The organism is Tetragenococcus muriaticus DSM 15685, assembly GCF_000423785.1.
GTDB classification, from domain to species: domain Bacteria; phylum Bacillota; class Bacilli; order Lactobacillales; family Enterococcaceae; genus Tetragenococcus; species Tetragenococcus muriaticus.
Window position 1 is genome coordinate 14,563 of the sequence record NZ_AUIQ01000018.1, and the last position, 17,691, is coordinate 32,253.

The 17,691-nt window shown below is 37.5% G+C and carries 14 protein-coding genes and 1 pseudogene; 7 read left to right on the top strand and 8 right to left on the bottom strand.

Going from position 1 to position 17,691, the window contains the following annotated elements; translation table 11 throughout:
* Positions 1 to 41 precede the first annotated feature (41 nt).
* Entirely contained in the window at positions 42 to 1,973 is a 1,932-nt protein-coding gene (locus G577_RS0104540; protein WP_028790170.1) for a beta-glucoside-specific PTS transporter subunit IIABC, read from the top strand.
* 24 nt (positions 1,974 to 1,997) lie between these two features.
* On the top strand, positions 1,998 to 3,437 hold the full coding sequence (locus tag G577_RS0104545) for a 6-phospho-beta-glucosidase (RefSeq protein ID WP_028790171.1): 1,440 nt from the start codon (positions 1,998 to 2,000) through the stop codon (positions 3,435 to 3,437).
* Between the two features lie 56 nt (positions 3,438 to 3,493).
* On the opposite strand, the gene G577_RS0104550 is transcribed toward G577_RS0104545, so the two are convergent.
* From G577_RS0104550 to G577_RS0104560, 3 genes are all read right to left on the bottom strand, one after another.
* Positions 3,494 to 4,096 (bottom strand): VanZ family protein, encoded by a 603-nt coding sequence (locus G577_RS0104550; protein ID WP_028790172.1) that lies wholly within the window; start codon positions 4,094 to 4,096, stop codon positions 3,494 to 3,496.
* A gap of 186 nt (positions 4,097 to 4,282) precedes the next feature.
* Positions 4,283 to 5,998, bottom strand: a complete 1,716-nt coding sequence (locus G577_RS0104555; RefSeq protein ID WP_028790173.1) for an FAD-dependent oxidoreductase — start codon at positions 5,996 to 5,998, stop codon at positions 4,283 to 4,285.
* Positions 5,999 to 6,355: 357 nt separating this feature from the next.
* On the bottom strand, positions 6,356 to 8,791 hold the full coding sequence (locus G577_RS0104560; RefSeq protein ID WP_028790174.1) for a glycoside hydrolase family 3 N-terminal domain-containing protein: 2,436 nt from the start codon (positions 8,789 to 8,791) through the stop codon (positions 6,356 to 6,358).
* A gap of 350 nt (positions 8,792 to 9,141) precedes the next feature.
* Here G577_RS0104560 and G577_RS11030 point away from each other — a divergent pair.
* From G577_RS11030 to G577_RS0104575, 3 genes and pseudogenes are all read left to right on the top strand, one after another.
* Positions 9,142 to 10,635: pseudogene (locus G577_RS11030) on the top strand (phytoene desaturase family protein).
* A complete protein-coding gene (locus G577_RS0104570) occupies positions 10,619 to 11,485 on the top strand; it encodes a phytoene/squalene synthase family protein (protein WP_028790175.1) in 867 nt (288 codons plus the stop codon). Before G577_RS11030 ends, G577_RS0104570 begins: the two are co-directional and overlap by 17 nt.
* Positions 11,486 to 11,500: 15 nt before the next feature.
* Entirely contained in the window at positions 11,501 to 12,040 is a 540-nt protein-coding gene (locus G577_RS0104575) for a TetR/AcrR family transcriptional regulator (RefSeq protein WP_028790176.1), read from the top strand.
* A gap of 143 nt (positions 12,041 to 12,183) precedes the next feature.
* Here the strand turns inward: G577_RS0104575 and G577_RS0104580 are convergent, their stop codons facing one another.
* The 4 genes from G577_RS0104580 to menB form a co-directional block, all read right to left on the bottom strand.
* Positions 12,184 to 12,435 (bottom strand): phosphatase PAP2 family protein, encoded by a 252-nt coding sequence (locus G577_RS0104580; RefSeq protein ID WP_081675727.1) that lies wholly within the window; start codon positions 12,433 to 12,435, stop codon positions 12,184 to 12,186.
* A gap of 28 nt (positions 12,436 to 12,463) precedes the next feature.
* Positions 12,464 to 13,021 carry a hypothetical protein gene (locus G577_RS0104585; RefSeq protein ID WP_028790178.1) on the bottom strand — a complete coding sequence of 186 codons (558 nt, stop codon included), beginning with the start codon at positions 13,019 to 13,021 and terminating at the stop codon, positions 12,464 to 12,466.
* Positions 13,022 to 13,165: 144 nt separating this feature from the next.
* Positions 13,166 to 14,617, bottom strand: a complete 1,452-nt coding sequence (locus tag G577_RS0104590) for an o-succinylbenzoate--CoA ligase (RefSeq protein ID WP_028790179.1) — start codon at positions 14,615 to 14,617, stop codon at positions 13,166 to 13,168.
* Positions 14,618 to 14,708: 91 nt separating this feature from the next.
* Complete coding sequence (gene menB, locus G577_RS0104595) at positions 14,709 to 15,527, bottom strand: 1,4-dihydroxy-2-naphthoyl-CoA synthase (RefSeq protein ID WP_028790180.1); 819 nt, start codon at positions 15,525 to 15,527, stop codon at positions 14,709 to 14,711.
* A 248-nt stretch (positions 15,528 to 15,775) separates the two neighbouring features.
* On the opposite strand from menB, the gene G577_RS0104600 reads away from it, so the two are divergent.
* Positions 15,776 to 16,150 carry a hotdog fold thioesterase gene (locus tag G577_RS0104600; RefSeq protein ID WP_028790181.1) on the top strand — a complete coding sequence of 125 codons (375 nt, stop codon included), beginning with the start codon at positions 15,776 to 15,778 and terminating at the stop codon, positions 16,148 to 16,150.
* Between the two features lie 266 nt (positions 16,151 to 16,416).
* Here the strand turns inward: G577_RS0104600 and G577_RS0104605 are convergent, their stop codons facing one another.
* Complete coding sequence (locus G577_RS0104605; protein WP_232510070.1) at positions 16,417 to 16,656, bottom strand: type II toxin-antitoxin system prevent-host-death family antitoxin; 240 nt, start codon at positions 16,654 to 16,656, stop codon at positions 16,417 to 16,419.
* A gap of 225 nt (positions 16,657 to 16,881) precedes the next feature.
* Here G577_RS0104605 and rbsK point away from each other — a divergent pair.
* The coding region (gene rbsK, locus G577_RS0104610; protein ID WP_028790183.1) for a ribokinase at positions 16,882 to 17,691 on the top strand (810 nt) is incomplete at its 3' end.

The window sequence follows — 17,691 nt, forward strand, 5'->3', positions numbered from 1 at the left end:
GGTTACACTCGTTTATATTAAAAAATAAAGGAGTGCGAACCATGGCAAATAATAAAGAAACCGCTACATTTATTGTAGAGCACATTGGTGGTCAACAAAACGTTGATTCTCTCGTCCATTGCGCGACACGTTTACGATTTAAATTAAAGGATACAAGTAAGGTGGATGAAAAGGCGCTAAAAGATCATCCAGGTATTTTAACCGCAGTTGAAAGCGGTGGACAATACCAAGTTGTTATTGGTAACCACGTAGCTAAAGTGTACCAAGAAATTATGGATCAATATGATATCCAAGCTGGTGAATCCAGTGACGCCGATGATGATAAAAGCGCAGAGGATATCAAACAATCCGTTCGTTCAAAAAATCCCATCGCTATTGTTTTTGAATATATATCAGGAACATTTTCTCCACTAATTCCTGCATTAGCCGGTTCAGGCATGATTAAAGCGCTTTTAGCGGTGCTTACAATGGCTGGTTGGTTGAGTGAAGAAAGTTCTACCTATGCTGTATTAGATGCAGCTTCCAATGGGTTATTTTATTTCTTCCCCGTCTTTATCGGAATATCCGCTGCAAAGTTCTTAAAAGTCAATCCATATGTCGGTGGTGTTATTGGCGCTGGCTTGTTAGAGCCTAGTTTTGCTTCATTAATGGATGTTAGCAACAGTTTAGATTTTATGGGGATTCCATTAATTATTTCTGATTATACGCAAACCGTTTTTCCGATGCTAGTTGCGATGGCTTTTTATGCACCTATCGAACGGTTTTTCAAAAAATATTCTCCAGACACGATCCAACTATTTTTTGTGCCTATGATGGGCATTTTAATTATGGTACCATTAACCGCTTTGATTTTTGGTCCATTTTCACAATATCTTAGTCAAGCAATTGCAAACGGATTAGTCGCTTTACTTGACTTGTCCTCTATACTAACCGGTGTTGTGTTTGCTTCCGTTTGGCCATTTCTTGTCGTATTGGGCGTACACTGGGGAATTACACCTATCCAACTTGATAACTTAGCTCGTGGCGGTGATCCATTGAACGCCATGGCAGCAGGTGCAACTTTCGCCCAAATGGGGATTGCTTTTGGTATTTTCTTACGTTACCGCAAAAATAAAAACTTAAGTTCGTTATCTCTTGCTGGAACTGTTTCTGGTATCGTCGCTGGTGTAACCGAACCTATCTTATATGGTTTCATTTTACGTTACCGTCGTTTAATTCCTATTTTAATTATTTCTGGAGCTGCCGGTGGTGGCCTTATCGGATTCTTCGGTGCTGAAATGTATAGCTATGCATTTAACAGTGTACTGACAATCCCAGCTTACGGTCCTATTCCACAATATGTATTTAGTATCGCTGTCTCCTTTGTTGTAGGAACAGTTTTGACCTTTATTTTTGGTTTAGGAAAAGAGGCTGACGCTTCTGTTGCGACAGAATCAACCAGTGAAACAATGAATGAAAGTAAGGAAGAAGTTGAAGCAGAAAAAGAAGCTAGCGATAAAGAAGAAATCGTTGAAGGTACGCAAATTAAAATTCAATCCCCTCTTAGCGGAGAATTAGTTCCATTAACTGAAGTAGAAGATGAAGTATTTTCTTCTGGCGCTATGGGTAAAGGCGCTGCTATTTTACCTACAGATGGTACATTAGTTGCTCCATTTGATAGTAAAATTTCGTCCTTTTTCCCTACAAAACATGCGATTGGATTAACAGATGAAAATGGCATTGAACTACTCATTCATATCGGAATGGATACTGTCCAATTAAACGGAGAACATTTTTCAAGCTCTGTAGCAGAAGGACAAGAAGTAAAACAAGGTGACAAGTTAGTTAATTTTGATGTTGAAGCCATTCAACAAGCGGGCTATTCTGTAGTATCACCGATCATTGTGACAAATACTGATAGTTTCAAACAAGTGGCTAGTGAGAAATCACGTCACGTCGAACCAAATGATAGTATTATCACTGTAGTTAAATAAACATTTTTCAGGAGGAATTTCATCATGAGTAAATTACCAAAAGATTTCCTATGGGGCGGCGCAGTTGCCGCCCATCAAATCGAAGGTGGCTGGGATCAAGATGGCAAAGGGCCTAGCGTTGCGGATGTTATGACCGTTGGTGGTCCAAATAAACGCAGAGAAATTACGGATACGATCGAAAAAGACAAATTTTATCCTAACCATGAAGCCATCGATTTTTATCATCACTATAAAGAAGATATTCAACTTTTTGCTGAAATGGGGTTAAAAGCATTCCGAACTTCGATTAATTGGACGCGCATTTTTCCAAATGGAGATGATGCTGAGCCTAACGAAGCCGGATTGCAGTTTTACGACAATCTATTTGATGAATGCCTAAAACATGGCATCGAGCCTGTAGTTACGCTAACTCACTTTGAAATGCCATTAAACCTTGCTAAAAATTATGGTGGTTTTCGCAATCGTAAAGTTGTTGATTTATTCGTTCGTTTTGCCGAAGTTGTCTTCAAACGCTACAAAGATAAAGTAAAATATTGGATGACCTTTAACGAAATTAATAACATGATGGATTATACAAACCCGATATTCTTGTGGACCAATGTGGGCGTGCAAGTGAAAGAAGGCGAAAATCCCAAAGAAGTCATGTATACAGCAGCACATCACACATTAATCGCGAGTGCTCTAGCTGTAGCTAAAGGAAAAGAAATCAATCCGAACTTCCAAATTGGAGCAATGGTCTCCCATGTACCAATTTATCCTTTAAATTCTGATCCTAATAATGTCATGTTAGCAGAAGAATCCATGCATTTACGTTATTTCTTCCCAGACGTACAAGTACGCGGTAAATATCCAAATTATGCCCTAAAAGAGTTCAAACGCGACGGATTAAATATTCCTATTTTAGAGGGCGATGCAGATATTTTAGCTAACGGTAAAGTCGATTATTTAGGCTTTAGTTATTATATGTCGAATGTAGTGGATATCAACACAGGAGAAAATGAAGATGAAAACATTCATGGAAAGATTCCTTATCAAGTAGACAACCCTTATCTTTCTGTCAGTGATTGGGGCTGGGCGATCGATCCCGTGGGTTTGCGTTATACGCTCAACCGTTTCTGGGATAGATATCAAGTGCCACTATTCATTGTGGAAAATGGATTTGGCGCTGTCGATACTGTGGAAGAAGATGGCAGTATCCATGATCCTGAGCGCATCGATTATCTGCGCCAACACATTCAAGAAATGATCAAAGCTGTTGATTACGATGGCGTAGAACTCATGGGATATACGCCATGGGGAGTTATCGATCTTGTCTCCTTTACCACTGGCGAAATGAAAAAACGTTACGGCATGATTTATGTTGATCGTGATAACGAAAGTAACGGCACTATGGAACGATCTAAAAAAGATTCCTTTGATTGGTATAAACATGTCATTGAAACAAACGGAGAAGAGTTAGAATAACATATAATAAAAAGCGAGGGAAACAGGTTTTTAGTTTCCTTCGCTTTTTTCAACTATTAACTGACCCTTTCTACTACCGGCTTTTGCTTCATATACCGTCTTATCAGCAAACAAATACTATAACCAACGAGACAACCTAAAAAGTTCAGCAAAATATCACTTAATGAAAAAGTTCCAATGTAAAATACATATTGTATCGTTTCAATGCCTGTGATGGTTAATAGTGAAATCAAAATAAATTCAACCCAATTTGCTCGCAGACCGTACAGCCCGCCTAATGGAATGAAATAAGCTAAGTTTAAAAACGCTTCTATTAACGTTGCTCGATCCCAAATAAGAAAATCGAACAAATCGGCGTTAAAAGTATGATACTCGGGTGCTTTTGTAAATAAGACAACAAAAAGCAAAAATAGATAAACGCTATAAAATAAATAAAGATAGACAAGTGAAAAATGACGAAATTCCACTTGTAAATATAAAAACCAACAGCTGAGTATAACAAATACAATCAATGTTTCCTTTGTATAATCAAAACGGTTCATAACATTTGCAAATCGTTCGTATTGTAGTAATGTCGGATAAGCAAGATATTGAATAATTCCAAAATCCAAGATCGTTGAGATAATTAATGCAAGAATGCAACGAATACTTCGGGACATAGTGTTCCTCCTTTTGCCTGTTGTAAAATATACTATAGCAAAGTAGGGAAATATTACGAGTTTTATGCTTAATATTTAGAAAGTTTTATACAAAAAAAGCAAGAAACTCATTTGTTGAATCCCTTGCTTTTTATCTTTTTAAATCTGTCTAAAGTAACGCTTCATTAAAAACTTAACAGCTATAACTTACTTCAACTGCAAAAGTGCATTATTTGCGGCCACATATCCTGAGGAAATACTCCAAGTATTCATCATGCTCGGCATAGAGTCATGACCATTTGCACCACCAATGACTTCTCCTGCGCCCCAAATATTAGACACTCTTTCGCCATTTTTCGTCCGCAGGTTTAAGTCTGCACCTGTCACAAATCCCCCAAGTGTCGTAGCAAAACGATCTTTTTGTTCGACCACATAGAATTCGTCTCCTTCGTAATTATGCAAGAATTGCGGGTCTCTGTCGAATTCCTCGTCCTTTCCTTGAGCTGCAAATTTTTCATAACTGTTGAGTGTTTTTTGTAGTTGTTCGGCGTCAATACCCGCTTTTTGTGCTACTTCTTTTAGACTTCCGTGCACAAATATAGGAGATTTTTTACCGTTATTAGCAAAATAATGCTGGATTTCTTCTTCGGTAAAATCATGTAAAACTAACAAATGGTAAAATTCTTCCCAAGTTCGTTGATCCATAAGCAAAAAGGCCATTTTATCCGTTTGTTCTAGCACAGCATTTCTTAATTTGGCATAGACGTCGGACTCGTCGACAATTCGATGACCTTCTTTATTCACATAAATCGCACCCATATCTGTCGCTTTTTTCGAAGCATAGGTAGTTAGTTTAGCGATTCCTGGTTCAACTTCCACGCCGTGAGGATAAACTTTATACCATCCTATATTTTTCGTTTGCAGTTCTAAGGGAGCTAAAAATTGGAAAGCATCACCTGTGGAAGTTTGTGGTCCGTAATAATTTAGTCCCTGACTTTCTTTACCACGCATGTCCAAATTAGCGCCATACCCACCTGTACTTAATATTATCGCATTCGCATGTACGGTTAACGTACGTTTCCTTCCTTCAGCAACAACACCAGTGACTTTTCCCTCTTTGTCTTGCAGAATATGTTCCACACGAGCATCGAGAAAAATTTGACCGCCCTTTTTAGTAAAAGCTTCTGCTACTTTTTTTACTAATTCATAACTACTAGAAGAAGGTAACTCAATTTGACGGTCAATCGAATGCTCTGGTGTTTGCGTTTGCGCTTTACCGTAATTCAAATCGGCAAATTCACTGATAAAATCGATCGCATCCCCGATATTTTCCGTCATCATTTGAGTTAAATTTTCATCATTTGTGTGTAAACTTTCGTTACTGACATCTTCTGCCAATTTTTGAGGAGAGTCTTTTTTAGCATTTTCACCAAAAACTTTTTCTGCCGTTTTCGAGTCTGTAGCTGTAACATTTGAGCCGTTTAAAATTGTTGCGCCGCCCAAATAACCATTTTTTTCTAACAAAGCCACTTTTTTACCAGCCATTAATAAACGCGCAGCGGCGACTAACCCAGCTTCACCGCCTCCAATAACCACAACATCTGTTTGAACTTCTTCTTTTTCTCGCGCTTGTCCTTTTTCTTTTTCAGGTAATTGGACGCCTTCTTTTTTTACCGCCTGATCTGCGGATTCTAAAATAGCTTCACTCATGACAGTAGCACCACTAATAGCGTCGATAGCAAAACTTTGGTTTTCTAAAACATCGGACCTTAATTTATCAGCCACCTGATTAAAAATCCCGGGCGTTTCAGAATGCTGTTTTATTTCTAAATCAGTCACTTGATCATTATCAATACTAACCTCAAAATCGATCGGACCATTATGCCCTTTCGCTTGCGCATTAATTTTTCTTTTGTTCGCCATCGTTTTCTCTCCTTTAGTAAATCGTTCTATCTATTCGTTGGAACAATTACAGTTCACATCATCTTGGTAAAATTTTTCTGCCAAACCTTGTTACATTTTTAACAATCTTCATACTTAAATGTAAACTGCCTTTAGTTCCCTGTCCAATAGGATTAATGCATAAACTCATAGAAAAAATTCATGTATTTAAAATAGAAATAATTTCAATCGATAATTGGAGCACAATATCGTATAATATTTTAATAAGGAGATGGTATCCATGTCTTATTCCACAATTACATTGAGAGTTTCAGAAGAAAAAAATACGATGAAAGCAGGAAAACTACACCTGCTTTCATCGTATTTTTCTTATAACCCTTATTCTACGTACTTCTCTATTCTCTCGTCTTCAATCACACCATTATAATTTAAGCCATAGCCAAAGTCATAAGTGTTACCTTCACTATCTTTATAAGATTTCATATCTTTAGGCACGTCCTCAAATTGTTCTTCTACCGTATCCATGTCTTTAGGAAATTGCATTGGTAACAAGCCGTTTGGCTCGTGATCTCCTAAAATAACATCTAATAAGGCATTATCCGAAATTCCAAAGCCTACAACGATTGCATCCACTTTGTCTTCAAACTCAGACATAATGACTGGATTTTTAGCGTCCATCGCAACGACTATCGGAATATCATGATCAGCTTTTTCTGCTAGTTCAGACGCATTCAATACAGCATCTAAGTCATATTCATTCGCTATATCCGAAGTTTCTCCATAATAACTCCGATTTTGTTTTGATCCATCTTCTTCTTTGTTTCCTGCAATTGATTCTTTACGGACATTATCACCATCAGCTGTATAAGGACGATATTGTAAGGATAATGGATAGTAAGTTTCGTTATCATCTTTAATACCCGCGAAACTAAAGTTTTCTCCATTATCCGGACTAGCCATCCCCGCAATAACTAGATCAACATCATCCAAGTTATCCGGTTGTTCATAACCAGTCACATTGCCCTCATCATCTTTTATTTCCGTATCAGTAACTACTTCACCAAAATATTTTTCTGCGGTTTCCACATCCATCGATGGTCCTCTAAATGGTTCAGCGTCCCCTATAGAGCTTTCATGGGGATCTCTCATAGTAGACGGAATATAAACAACTTGATCCTTGTACTCATCCATGTTGTCAGTAGGAGCTATCGTATTATCTTTATTTTTTAACATCACAGCTGAATTAAGTTGCGCTTTATAGCCAGCATCTACCTTATCTTTGCTTCCTACTGCTTCAGTTGAATCATCGATATCTACATATGGATCCTCAAATAACCCTAAATCAAACATTGATTTAACAATACGTTCGCCACTTTCTTTAAAGCGATCTTCAGCTGATTGTTCTAAATCCCCGTTCTCATAATCTTCTTGCCACATTTTGTAAGCTTCTAATACAGGCTCTTTCTCATTATTGCCGCCAAACATATCCATGCCAGCTTTTAAAATTTCAAAATGCCGTTCTTCTTCTGTCGCATCTTCCATTCCAAAACCAGAGCCCATAAATTTTTCACCGTAGCCAACTTCTTCGGAGTTTTCACCAGTTACGCCCCAGTCAGTCACTAGTTTCCCCTCATAATTATTGTCATCACGCAGAATATTAATAATATCTCCATTATAAGCCGTTCCTACATAATCATCACCAATTAAAGGATTACCGTCTTTATCCGTTTGGATAGAATAGGAAGTCATAACTGAACTTGCTTCCTTCGTTTCACCAGATAAATTTAAACCACCATCTACAAAAACTTTGAGATGCTCTTTCAGATTATCCCCTGGATAAACACCAAATTTTCCTTGGAATAAATGTGCTTCTCGTCCGCCTTCGCCTGGACCATCTCCTGGAAAGTGTTTAATTTGAGTAGTAATCGAATCAGTGCCCCAGCCTAGATCATTACCATCTTCATCAAAAGAGGATTGCGAATAATTAACATAAGCTTCCGCCAGAGCCGCCGCTAATTGACTTCCTTCACCAAACGTTCCTTCCACTCGTAGCCAACGGGGTTCTGATGCTAAATCAATTTGTGGACCTAAAGCTTCCGTCATCCCTAAAGCGCGGTATTCTTGTGAGGACATATTGGCAAATTGACTAACGATTTTAGGACTAAATGTTGCTGCCATCCCTAAATTCGAAGGCCAACGCGAAATATCACCCTCAGAATTATACGTAGCACTTTCTCCTGCAGTACTTCGAGGATCAGAGCTAATATTCACAGGAATAATGGGCTCATCTTCAGTACCTAACCCTTCGACAAAGCTTTGCATTTGATTGGTCCATTGTACACTATCTTCTACATCATTAGGCCCAGCATGCAATACATTACGTAGATCATCGTTTTCTAAGTAATTTTCTTGCTCCTCGGTTAACCCGTCTGATTGATCTCTTTCATGAGAACTAAACAGCATCAATCCAGCAATTTGATCCATTGATAATTCTTCAACAAAGGCTTCAGCACGTGTTTCTGAGCTTTCTCGCCAGTCTTCAAATGAATCTAATTCTCCATTTCCATTTAAATCTTTAAAATAGTAAGTCTGTTCATCATCTTCTTCGGTTAAAATTTCGATATTACTATCTGGAGAAAAACTAATATTGGGATGTTCTCCAGGATTTGCTGCAATGGAAAACTCAGTCGTTTCATCAGACATCTCTTGGTAATTATTATTACTTTCTTCTTGAGCTGACGAGTCTTCCTCAGAGCTGGTACAAGCACTTAACAATAACGGCGTTACGAACAAAAACAATCTTTTCTTCCACATTTTACCCCTCCTGCTACTTTTCTTTATTTCTCTTCTTTCAATTCGTTTTGAAAACCCTCCTTGTTATAAAGCGGTTTCATTTTCCGTAAAAAATAAAGCTTTATATTTTTATAAACCTTTATATTAAGTGTACTATACGATGCACAAAATGGAAACCTTCTCTTAGATTCATTATTTAACTCAACTTTTTATTTCCAGAGTTAATTTTTCGAAGCTATTCTAGTTTTCAGGCTTTTTTCCGTCCTTCTAAAAACATAATCATTGATTCAATTTATGTAACTGTGTTACTTTTTACTTATCACCTGATAAGTAACCTAATTATCAAAAAAGAGAGACAAAAAGGAGTAGCAATGAAAAAAATAGTTGTTGTAGGAGCGGGCGTAGCAGGGTTATCTGCAGCTGTGCGCTTGCAGAAATTAGGATATGACGTGCATTTGTATGAAAAAGAAGCAAATCCCGGTGGCAAGATGAATCAAATTAAACAAGATGGTTTTACTTTTGATGTAGGGCCCACCATTGTAATGATGCCAGAAATTTACCAAGAAATTTTTGAATTCTGTGAAAGAAACCCTGATGATTACATTCCAATGAAAAAAGTAGACCCTCTATTAGAATTAGTTTTTCGCGGAGAGTCTCCACTATTATTCTCTAGTGATTTAACCCAATTAACAAAGACCTTGGAAACAATTTCTGAAGAGGACGCGTAAGGATATTTTCATTTTTTAGCAGATATCTATAAACGCTACCTCATCGCTAAAAAACATTTTATTACCCAATCCTTTCGTAATTTCTGGGATTTTTATAACCCTAAATCTTTATATGCAGGATTGCGCTTGAAAACTTTTAGCGACGCTTATTCTTCTATTTCAAAGTTTGTCAAAGATGATCGATTAAGAAAGTCATTAGCTTTTCAGACCTTATATATTGGTGTTTCCCCTTACCAGGGCCCTTCATTGTACACGATGATTCCCATGATTGAATTATTTTACGGGGTTCATTTTATTAAAGGTGGCATGTATACATTAGCAACCGCCTTAGACCAATTGTTCGATGAATTAGGTGGGAAGCGTCACTACGCGACACCTGTAGAAGAAATTGTGATCGAAAATAAAAGCACCACAGGCATTCAAGCAAACGGAGAATTCATAGCCGCAGATGCTGTGGTTTGCGGAGCTGACTTTCCTTACGCGATGGAAAACCTTATTCCAGATGAAAGCAAACGTGGAAAATATAGCAATAAAAAAATTGCCAATATGGATTATTCTTGCTCGTGCTTTCTACTTTATTTGGGATTAGATAAGAAGTACCCAGAAAGTACTTTGCATAGTATTTACTTTGCGGATGATTTTAAGAAAAATACGGATGACCTATTTGAAAACGGCGTACTACCTTCAGATCCTTCTTTTTATCTTTATCGTCCCTCACTAATGGACGAAACTTTGGCGCCAGAAGAAAAAGAAGGCTTGTATGTTTTAGTACCCGTACCTGAACTATCAAAATACGATGACTGGACAAATGTAAGCACACAATCTTTTCGCGATCAAATCATCCGTTTAATAAAAGAACGATCCATTTTTACCGATATTGAAGAACATATTATTATGGAAGTTTGTTATACGCCAAAAGAATTTGAACAAAAATTTAACGCCTATTATGGCGCAACTTTTGGTTTAAAACCCACTCTGGCTCAAAGTAATTACTATCGCCCCCACAATAAATTTGATTATGCCGAGCGCCTATACTTTTGTGGGAGTAGCGCCCATCCAGGAGCAGGAGTCCCCATTGTTATGCAAAGCGCTAAACTTGCAGTAGAGGAGCTGACAAAAGATGACAGCACAGTATAATGATCATTTTGAAAAACGAAAGAAAGAATTTAACTATTGTGAAAATATCATTCAACATCATTCAAAATCGTTTTACGCCGCGTTTTCACAATTACCTAAAAAGAAGGCAAAAAGCATTTATGCGATTTATGCCTTTTGCCGGATGGCAGATGATATCGTAGACGATAAAAAAGATGCCGAGCAGTTAGAAGAATTATTTGAACAATTAGAGGCTTTCGAGGCAGGTTTTGTTCCGAATGAGCCTACTTGGTTAGCGTTAGAAGTGGTATTTGAAGAATTTCCCATGGATATCCATCCTTTCTATGACATGTTGGTTGGACAGCGAATGGATCTTAATTTTCAGCAACCCCAGTCTTGGCAAGAATTATTAGAATACGCCTACTATGTCGCAGGAAGCGTCGGGTTAATGCTACTACCCGTTTTATCAAATACTCCTGCACAAATCATTACGCCTGCAAAAAGACTCGGCGAAGCGATGCAGCTAACAAATATTTTACGAGACATTGGTGAAGACCTAAACATCGCAAGAATTTATTTACCCCAAAAAGAAATGCAGCGCTATAACCTAACAGTAGAAGACTTGCAAAAACAAAAAGTCACTAAAAATTTCATTGAATTATGGGAATCGATAGCCAAATATGCCGAAAAGCTTTATCGTGAATCCCTAGATATGATACCTTATATTGAAAAAGACGCCCGTAAAGCTTTGTTAAGTGCTATAATGATTTATAGTGAATTATTGCCAGAAATTAGGCGAAAGCAGTATAATGTTTTCGAAAAAAGACAAGCCGTTAGTTTGCAGAGAAAATCAGAATTAATTCATTCACTCGAAAGTAGTATAGAAAAATAAGAACTTAGTGACTTTATGTATGAAAAGATTTTAGATATAGCAGAGCAGCTATTTATGACACAAGGTTATCAAGCGACATCTACGAGACAAATCACAGAAATTTTAGGGGTAACCCAACCTACGATTTACTATCACTTCAAGAAAAAAGAAGATATTTACTATGCCGTGATGTTGCGTTTATCCAAAGATATTGAGCAAAATTTAATAAAATTTGTTGAAGACTCGACACAACAGTTAGAGTCAAAATTGATATCAATGGTAGAATTTTTGAGAGAAAAGCACCCTTTTAATTTTTTCGTAATGATGCATGATGTTCAACACTCTTTGCCTAAAGAAATGACGACAAAACTTTATCAACTCTTTTCAAGCTCTTATAAGGGACCGTTTATTCGTTTACTAAAAGAAAATCGCGAGAAACTGCAAGCGTCCGTTGATATTGAATTTGCTGTAAGTCAGCTATTTATCTTAATGGCTTCGTATTTAGATAATACAAATCCAAAAGATAACATTTCGGAGATGATTTATCTGTATTTGCACGGGATATATAAGGATTAGTTTTGTACGTTAAGGTTCTCAGTAAATAAAAAACAAGAGGAAAGAAGCTTCATAAGCGAATAACTTCTTTCCTCTTGTTACAGTTCTCTTAATACGAGCCATTCTAACTACACTTGATTTGGCAATGAAAGGAAACGTATCTTTTATTTATTTTCCAGCGAAAGTCGGTTCAATTTTCGTTTTACAACCATATAACGGAAAACTAAAAAGAAAATAAATGACACGCCGAACCCTACAGTAACATCTGACAAAAAGTGAGCCCCTTGCATCATACGACTAAACATCAAAATAGCGGCATAAAAAGCAAGGGCTAAAAATACAGCTCTTTCCTTTAACTGCCACTTCAGAGGAACCATTGCTAAGAAACTTAGACTTAACATTGTTCCATCCCACATTGAATGACCTTAAGGAAATGGTTTGATTTTATTTTTTTTCGGTGACAAAAGATAAGTATCTTTCACCGTTGATCTTATACCAGTACGTGAACAGAACAAACTCATCTTGCATCGAATGAAAGCGCACACGTCCAAAAATAGATTTAACACCTTCTACAACCATCATGGCAAAAAATGTAGTTAATACAATACCAATCCCGGCCAAACGATAACGTTGCGCTAAAGAAGTTGGAATTTGCCGAACTAAATAAGCAATCAAAATAATGGCAAAAGCACTGTACACCAATCCCCATCCATAAAAATAATCATGAATCCAATAAACGCCTACTAAACTCCACAATACATAAACGGCGCCAGAAATAATGAGGACAATTGGCTTTGTTTCTGAAAAAGAAAGTGTCCAGAAAACTAAAGCAGAACCGATCATAATCACAGTACCAATAACACCTGCTGCAAAATACTCAAAAAAGTATGAAAATCCATTATCTTCGCGTAACAAAGCTTGGTCAATTTGTAAATCATAATAATTGGCAATAATAAGGCAAACGAGTAAAATAAGACCAATAGTGGTATAAATCTTTCTCATAATTTTCCTCCATTCATAGATACCCCTTTACCAAATCAATAATTGCTCGTATTAACTATCTCAAGTTTAATGCTATTTTGTAAGCGGTGCCAAAAAACTCAAGAAACAATGGAAAGTCCATCATTTCTCAAGCTTTCATTAAAACTATAACCACTCTTTAAGCTTATAACGCATAAGTTTGTTGGAAGCATTTCTGGGCAGCTCTTCAACAAAATGAACCTCTTTAGGAACTTTATAAGAAGCTAGTCGTTCTCTCACATAGGTCTGCACTGCTTCTTCATCCAGCGCATTTTGAGCTTCTTTTACAACAAAAGCTACCGGCACCTCGCCCCATTTATCATCTGGCTTGTCTGTTACGCCAACTTCTTGAACGTTAGTAAGCTCAGTGATTACACTTTCGACTTCAGAAGGATAAATATTTTCACCACCTGAAATGATCAAATCATGCCGACGGTCGACGACATACAAAAATCCTTCCTCATCAAGGTAACCTAGATCACCTGTCTTCAACCAGCCCCCTTGAAAAGCTTTTTGGTCAGCGTCGGTATTGTTGAAATAACCTTTTGTTACCATCGGCCCTTTAACATAAATTTCGCCAACACCTTGAGAAGATGGCGTATTAATTTGTAATTGTGCTGGAACTAAAGGCTTACCCGCTGAACCTATTTTACGTAGCGCATCCTGTGGACTCAGCGTCACGATTTGCGAAGAAGTTTCCGTTAAACCGTAAGATTGAAAGACGGGTACACTCTTTTTTTGGGCTTGTTCAAGCATCGGTTTAGGCGCCGGCCCGCCTCCTAGTAACACACATCGCAATTGTTCAGGATAGCTTTCATTATCCAACTTTTCTAACAAACGTTGCAGCATAACCGTCACGACTGAGATCATAGTAATATTATTATTCATCAACGCATCGTGAACTTTTTCTGGTTCAAAGGATTCCATCAAATAAACAGGCATGCCATAAATCACGCTTTTAAATAAAATAGACAAGCCGCTAACATGGAATAACGGCAATACAGCTAACCACTTGTCTTGGGGAGATATCCCCAAGTTAAGCGCTGAGCCGATCGCACTCCACCAATGATTTCCATAAGTGTGGACCACGCCTTTAGGAAAACCCGTAGTGCCCGAGGTATAAATGATGGTGAAAGGATCGTTTAATGTCAATTCATTTTGTAAAGCAACTTCTTTTTCAGGCAATTGCTGCAGTTGAGAAATTGTCTTTTTCTGAGCGACCTCGAGTTCTTCCTTTTCATAATTCAATTGGTCCGAAGTCACTAATAAATTCACCTTAGCATCATCAATCTGAAATTGTAATTCATTTGAGCTTAAGCGCGTATTTAGTAAAACAACTACAGCCCCAAGATAACTTAAGGCATGAATGGTAATCACCATATGGACATCATTTTGAGATAATAGAGCCACATGACTACCTTTAGCAACGCCTAAGCTAGCTAATCGCCTAGCCATCGATTGACTGGCTTGATAGAGCTCTTGGAAAGTCAACTTTTCTTTTTCATTATATTCCAGTGCTATTTGGTCAGGTTTCAAATCTGCCTGTTTAGTTAACCAATGGGAAATTACTTCACTCATTATTCAAAACTCACTTCCTCGATACATTTATAAATAACAAAATATAGCAACTTTTGACATGAAACAAAAGTTGCTATATCAATAACCTTTATTAAGGAAAACGTGGGAACTGATCAAAGTCCGGCTTTCTTTTTTCCTTAAAAGCGTCACGACCTTCTTTGGCTTCATCGGTCGTATAATATAAGAGGGTTTCATTGCCGCCCATTTGTTGTAGACCAGCCAATCCATCTGTAGCAGCGTTAAATGATGCTTTCAAAAAGCGTAGCGCGGTTGGTGATTTTTCCAAAATTTCACGGCACCATTGCAAGGTTTCTGCTTCTAATTGATCCAATGGCACTACTTTATTTACTAACCCCATATCATAAGCTTCTTTTGCATCATATTGACGACATAAATACCACATTTCGCGTGCACGTTTTTGTCCGATCATTTCTGCCAACAAGCCAGCACCATAGCCAGAGTCAAAACTACCGACTTTCGGGCCCGTTTGTCCAAAAATAGCATTATCAGCGGCAATTGTTAAATCACAAACGACATGTAATACATGACCGCCTCCAATCGCATAACCTGCGACCATCGCAATCACTGGCTTAGGAATATTACGAATCAATCGTTGTAAGTCTAGGACATTTAGACGTGGTACTTGGTCTTTACCGACGTAACCACCGTTTCCTCGAACAGTCTGATCACCACCAGAACTAAAGGCTTTTTCTCCAGCTCCAGTCAAAATAATCACACCAACAGATGAGTCATCTCTAGCATCTGCAAAAGCATCGATCATTTCATTTACTGTCAATGGCGTGAATGCGTTACGTTTTTCTGGGCGGTTCATCGTAACCTTAGCCACCCCATTATATTTTTCATAAGTAATTTCCTCATAGTCTGTTACTTTTTCCCAAGCGACTTTCATTCATGATTCCTCCTCATTTTCTATCGATATTTCAAATATTTAGAAAGAAAACTTTCATTATTTTAAAAGTCATCTTGGGTATAATTTAGTACTTTTTCTTTGTTTTCTCAAGAGAAAGCGTTTGAAGGTGAACTTTCTTACGGATTAAATTTTACAGGGAGTAAAGTGAAAATTGACACTACGCTTTTCTTTCCATAAACTAAAAGTGATCGATTTTATTAAATTTAACATGCAGGAGGTTTAGCCAATTGGAAAATACATTAATGGACGCGCTTGGTATGGAAGTTGTTTCCGCAGAAAAAGAAAGTGTCGTCATGACCATGCCAGTAGATCATCGTACCCGTCAGCCAGCTCAATATTTGCATGGCGGCGCCAGCGCTGCTCTGGCAGAAACAGCAGCAAGTATCGGTGCCTCCGCAAATATCGACTCTAACAAGGAAACTATTTTTGGCATAGAAATCAACGCGAATCATATCAAAAGCAAAACCGACGGAACCGTCACGGCCAAAGCAACGCCGCTCCATATTGGACGCAAGACTATGGTCTGGCAAATAAATATAACCGACGAAAAAGACCAACTTATTTGTGCCGCTAGATGTACGCTGGGTGTAGTTGCAAAATAAGGATGAGTAAGAAAATGTGATAAAATATTTTACCAATTTATTTGCATTACATACAATTTTTTATATAGTAATTTTGCAAGAGATGATTCATTTCTATGAAAATAAGCTCTCGGCAAAAAGACGTCAATTTCCATGTCTATGGAGCAATTGACGCCTTTTTTCTCAAAATTCCCAGTTATTATAAAATCGTAAGCTAAGAATAATCTACAATAATGCGAAGTAACTGGATTATTCATTCAAGTCTGTACTCAACGAAACACACTATTTCATAATCGAAAACCTTCTTTAGCTGCTTCAATATCAATACCCCCATTAGTTTCTGCTTCTTTCAATCTTTCAACAATTTCCAAACTTGCTTTTAATTTATCATAATCTGTAATATCTATGACTGCATATTTCCCCTTGCCATTCTCTGTCAAAAAAACAGGTTGTTCATTCGTCACTTCTTGTAAGACTTGGCTATAATTTCGTAAATCAGAAATCGGTCTGATATTCTTCTTGACCACGCTCCCTTGTAGCATATTGTACTATGTTTTATGGATTATTTGCAGCTAGAATAGGCCTCGCATACCTTCTACCCCACAAAAACCAAAATAGTACATTAACATTGGTTGACTTTTTAAATAAAAAGGTCTACACTATTTTGCGGATTGATTAAGGGAAGTTTATTAAAAATTTCCTTTTCATGTAAGCGTTTCTTAAAAATAATAATTGAAAGTGAGGGCTTTAAAATGAATAAAGTCACGATTGTAGGAAGTATTAATTTGGATACGAATTTGCGTGTTCAGCGAATGGTGAAACCTGGAGAAACTATTCATGGAAAAGAACACTATACAGCAGCTGGCGGTAAAGGAGCAAACCAAGCGGTAGCAGCGGCAAGAGCGGAAAGCGACACGCGTTTTATCGGAGCAGTAGGAAATGATGCTGCCGGAGAAGAGATGCTTGATTTGTTAAAAGAAGAAAATATCGACGTTTCTAAAGTTGAAATAATTGAAAATGAAGCAACTGGGCAATCTTTTATCACAATTGATGATAATGGTGAAAATGCTATTACATTTTTTGCTGGGGCAAACTATGCTTTTGGACCAGAAGAAGTTGCAAAAGGTAGTACGTTAATCGAAACGAGTGATTTTGTTATTGCTCAACTGGAAACGCCTATCGAAGCAACAATCAAAGCTTTTGAAATTGCGCGAAAAGCAAATGTTAAAACCATTCTAAATCCAGCGCCAGGGGAAAGTGATCTTCCTCAAGAATTGTTACAAGTAACTGATATTATTGTTCCCAACGAAACAGAAGCAGAGACAATCACTGGGATTCATGTCAAAGATGAAACTTCAGCTAAAGAAGCCGCAGAAAAATTTCACGAGCTGGGTATTGAAGTTGTCATCATTACTTTTGGCGCGCAAGGTACTTTCTACGACTATAATGGCTATAACGAATTAGTCCCAGCCTTTAAAGAAAAAGCTGTCGATACAACTGCAGCCGGAGATACTTTCATTGGTACCATGAGCAGTGTATTAAAAACAGATTTTTCTAATCTA

Excerpts from the sequence above, each read along its gene's own strand:
- G577_RS0104570 (WP_028790175.1), top strand. The coding sequence starts at position 10,619 with ATGACAGCACAGTATAATGATCATTTTGAAAAACGAAAGAAAGAATTT.
- menB (WP_028790180.1), bottom strand. The coding sequence starts at position 15,527 with ATGAAAGTCGCTTGGGAAAAAGTAACAGACTATGAGGAAATTACTTAT.
- G577_RS0104585 (WP_028790178.1), bottom strand. The coding sequence starts at position 13,021 with ATGAGAAAGATTTATACCACTATTGGTCTTATTTTACTCGTTTGCCTT.
- G577_RS0104550 (WP_028790172.1), bottom strand. The coding sequence starts at position 4,096 with ATGTCCCGAAGTATTCGTTGCATTCTTGCATTAATTATCTCAACGATC.
- G577_RS0104545 (WP_028790171.1), top strand. The coding sequence starts at position 1,998 with ATGAGTAAATTACCAAAAGATTTCCTATGGGGCGGCGCAGTTGCCGCC.
- G577_RS0104580 (WP_081675727.1), bottom strand. The coding sequence starts at position 12,435 with ATGTGGGATGGAACAATGTTAAGTCTAAGTTTCTTAGCAATGGTTCCT.
- G577_RS0104560 (WP_028790174.1), bottom strand. The coding sequence starts at position 8,791 with ATGTGGAAGAAAAGATTGTTTTTGTTCGTAACGCCGTTATTGTTAAGT.
- G577_RS0104555 (WP_028790173.1), bottom strand. The coding sequence starts at position 5,998 with ATGGCGAACAAAAGAAAAATTAATGCGCAAGCGAAAGGGCATAATGGT.
- G577_RS0104575 (WP_028790176.1), top strand. The coding sequence starts at position 11,501 with ATGTATGAAAAGATTTTAGATATAGCAGAGCAGCTATTTATGACACAA.
- G577_RS0104540 (WP_028790170.1), top strand. The coding sequence starts at position 42 with ATGGCAAATAATAAAGAAACCGCTACATTTATTGTAGAGCACATTGGT.
- G577_RS0104590 (WP_028790179.1), bottom strand. The coding sequence starts at position 14,617 with ATGAGTGAAGTAATTTCCCATTGGTTAACTAAACAGGCAGATTTGAAA.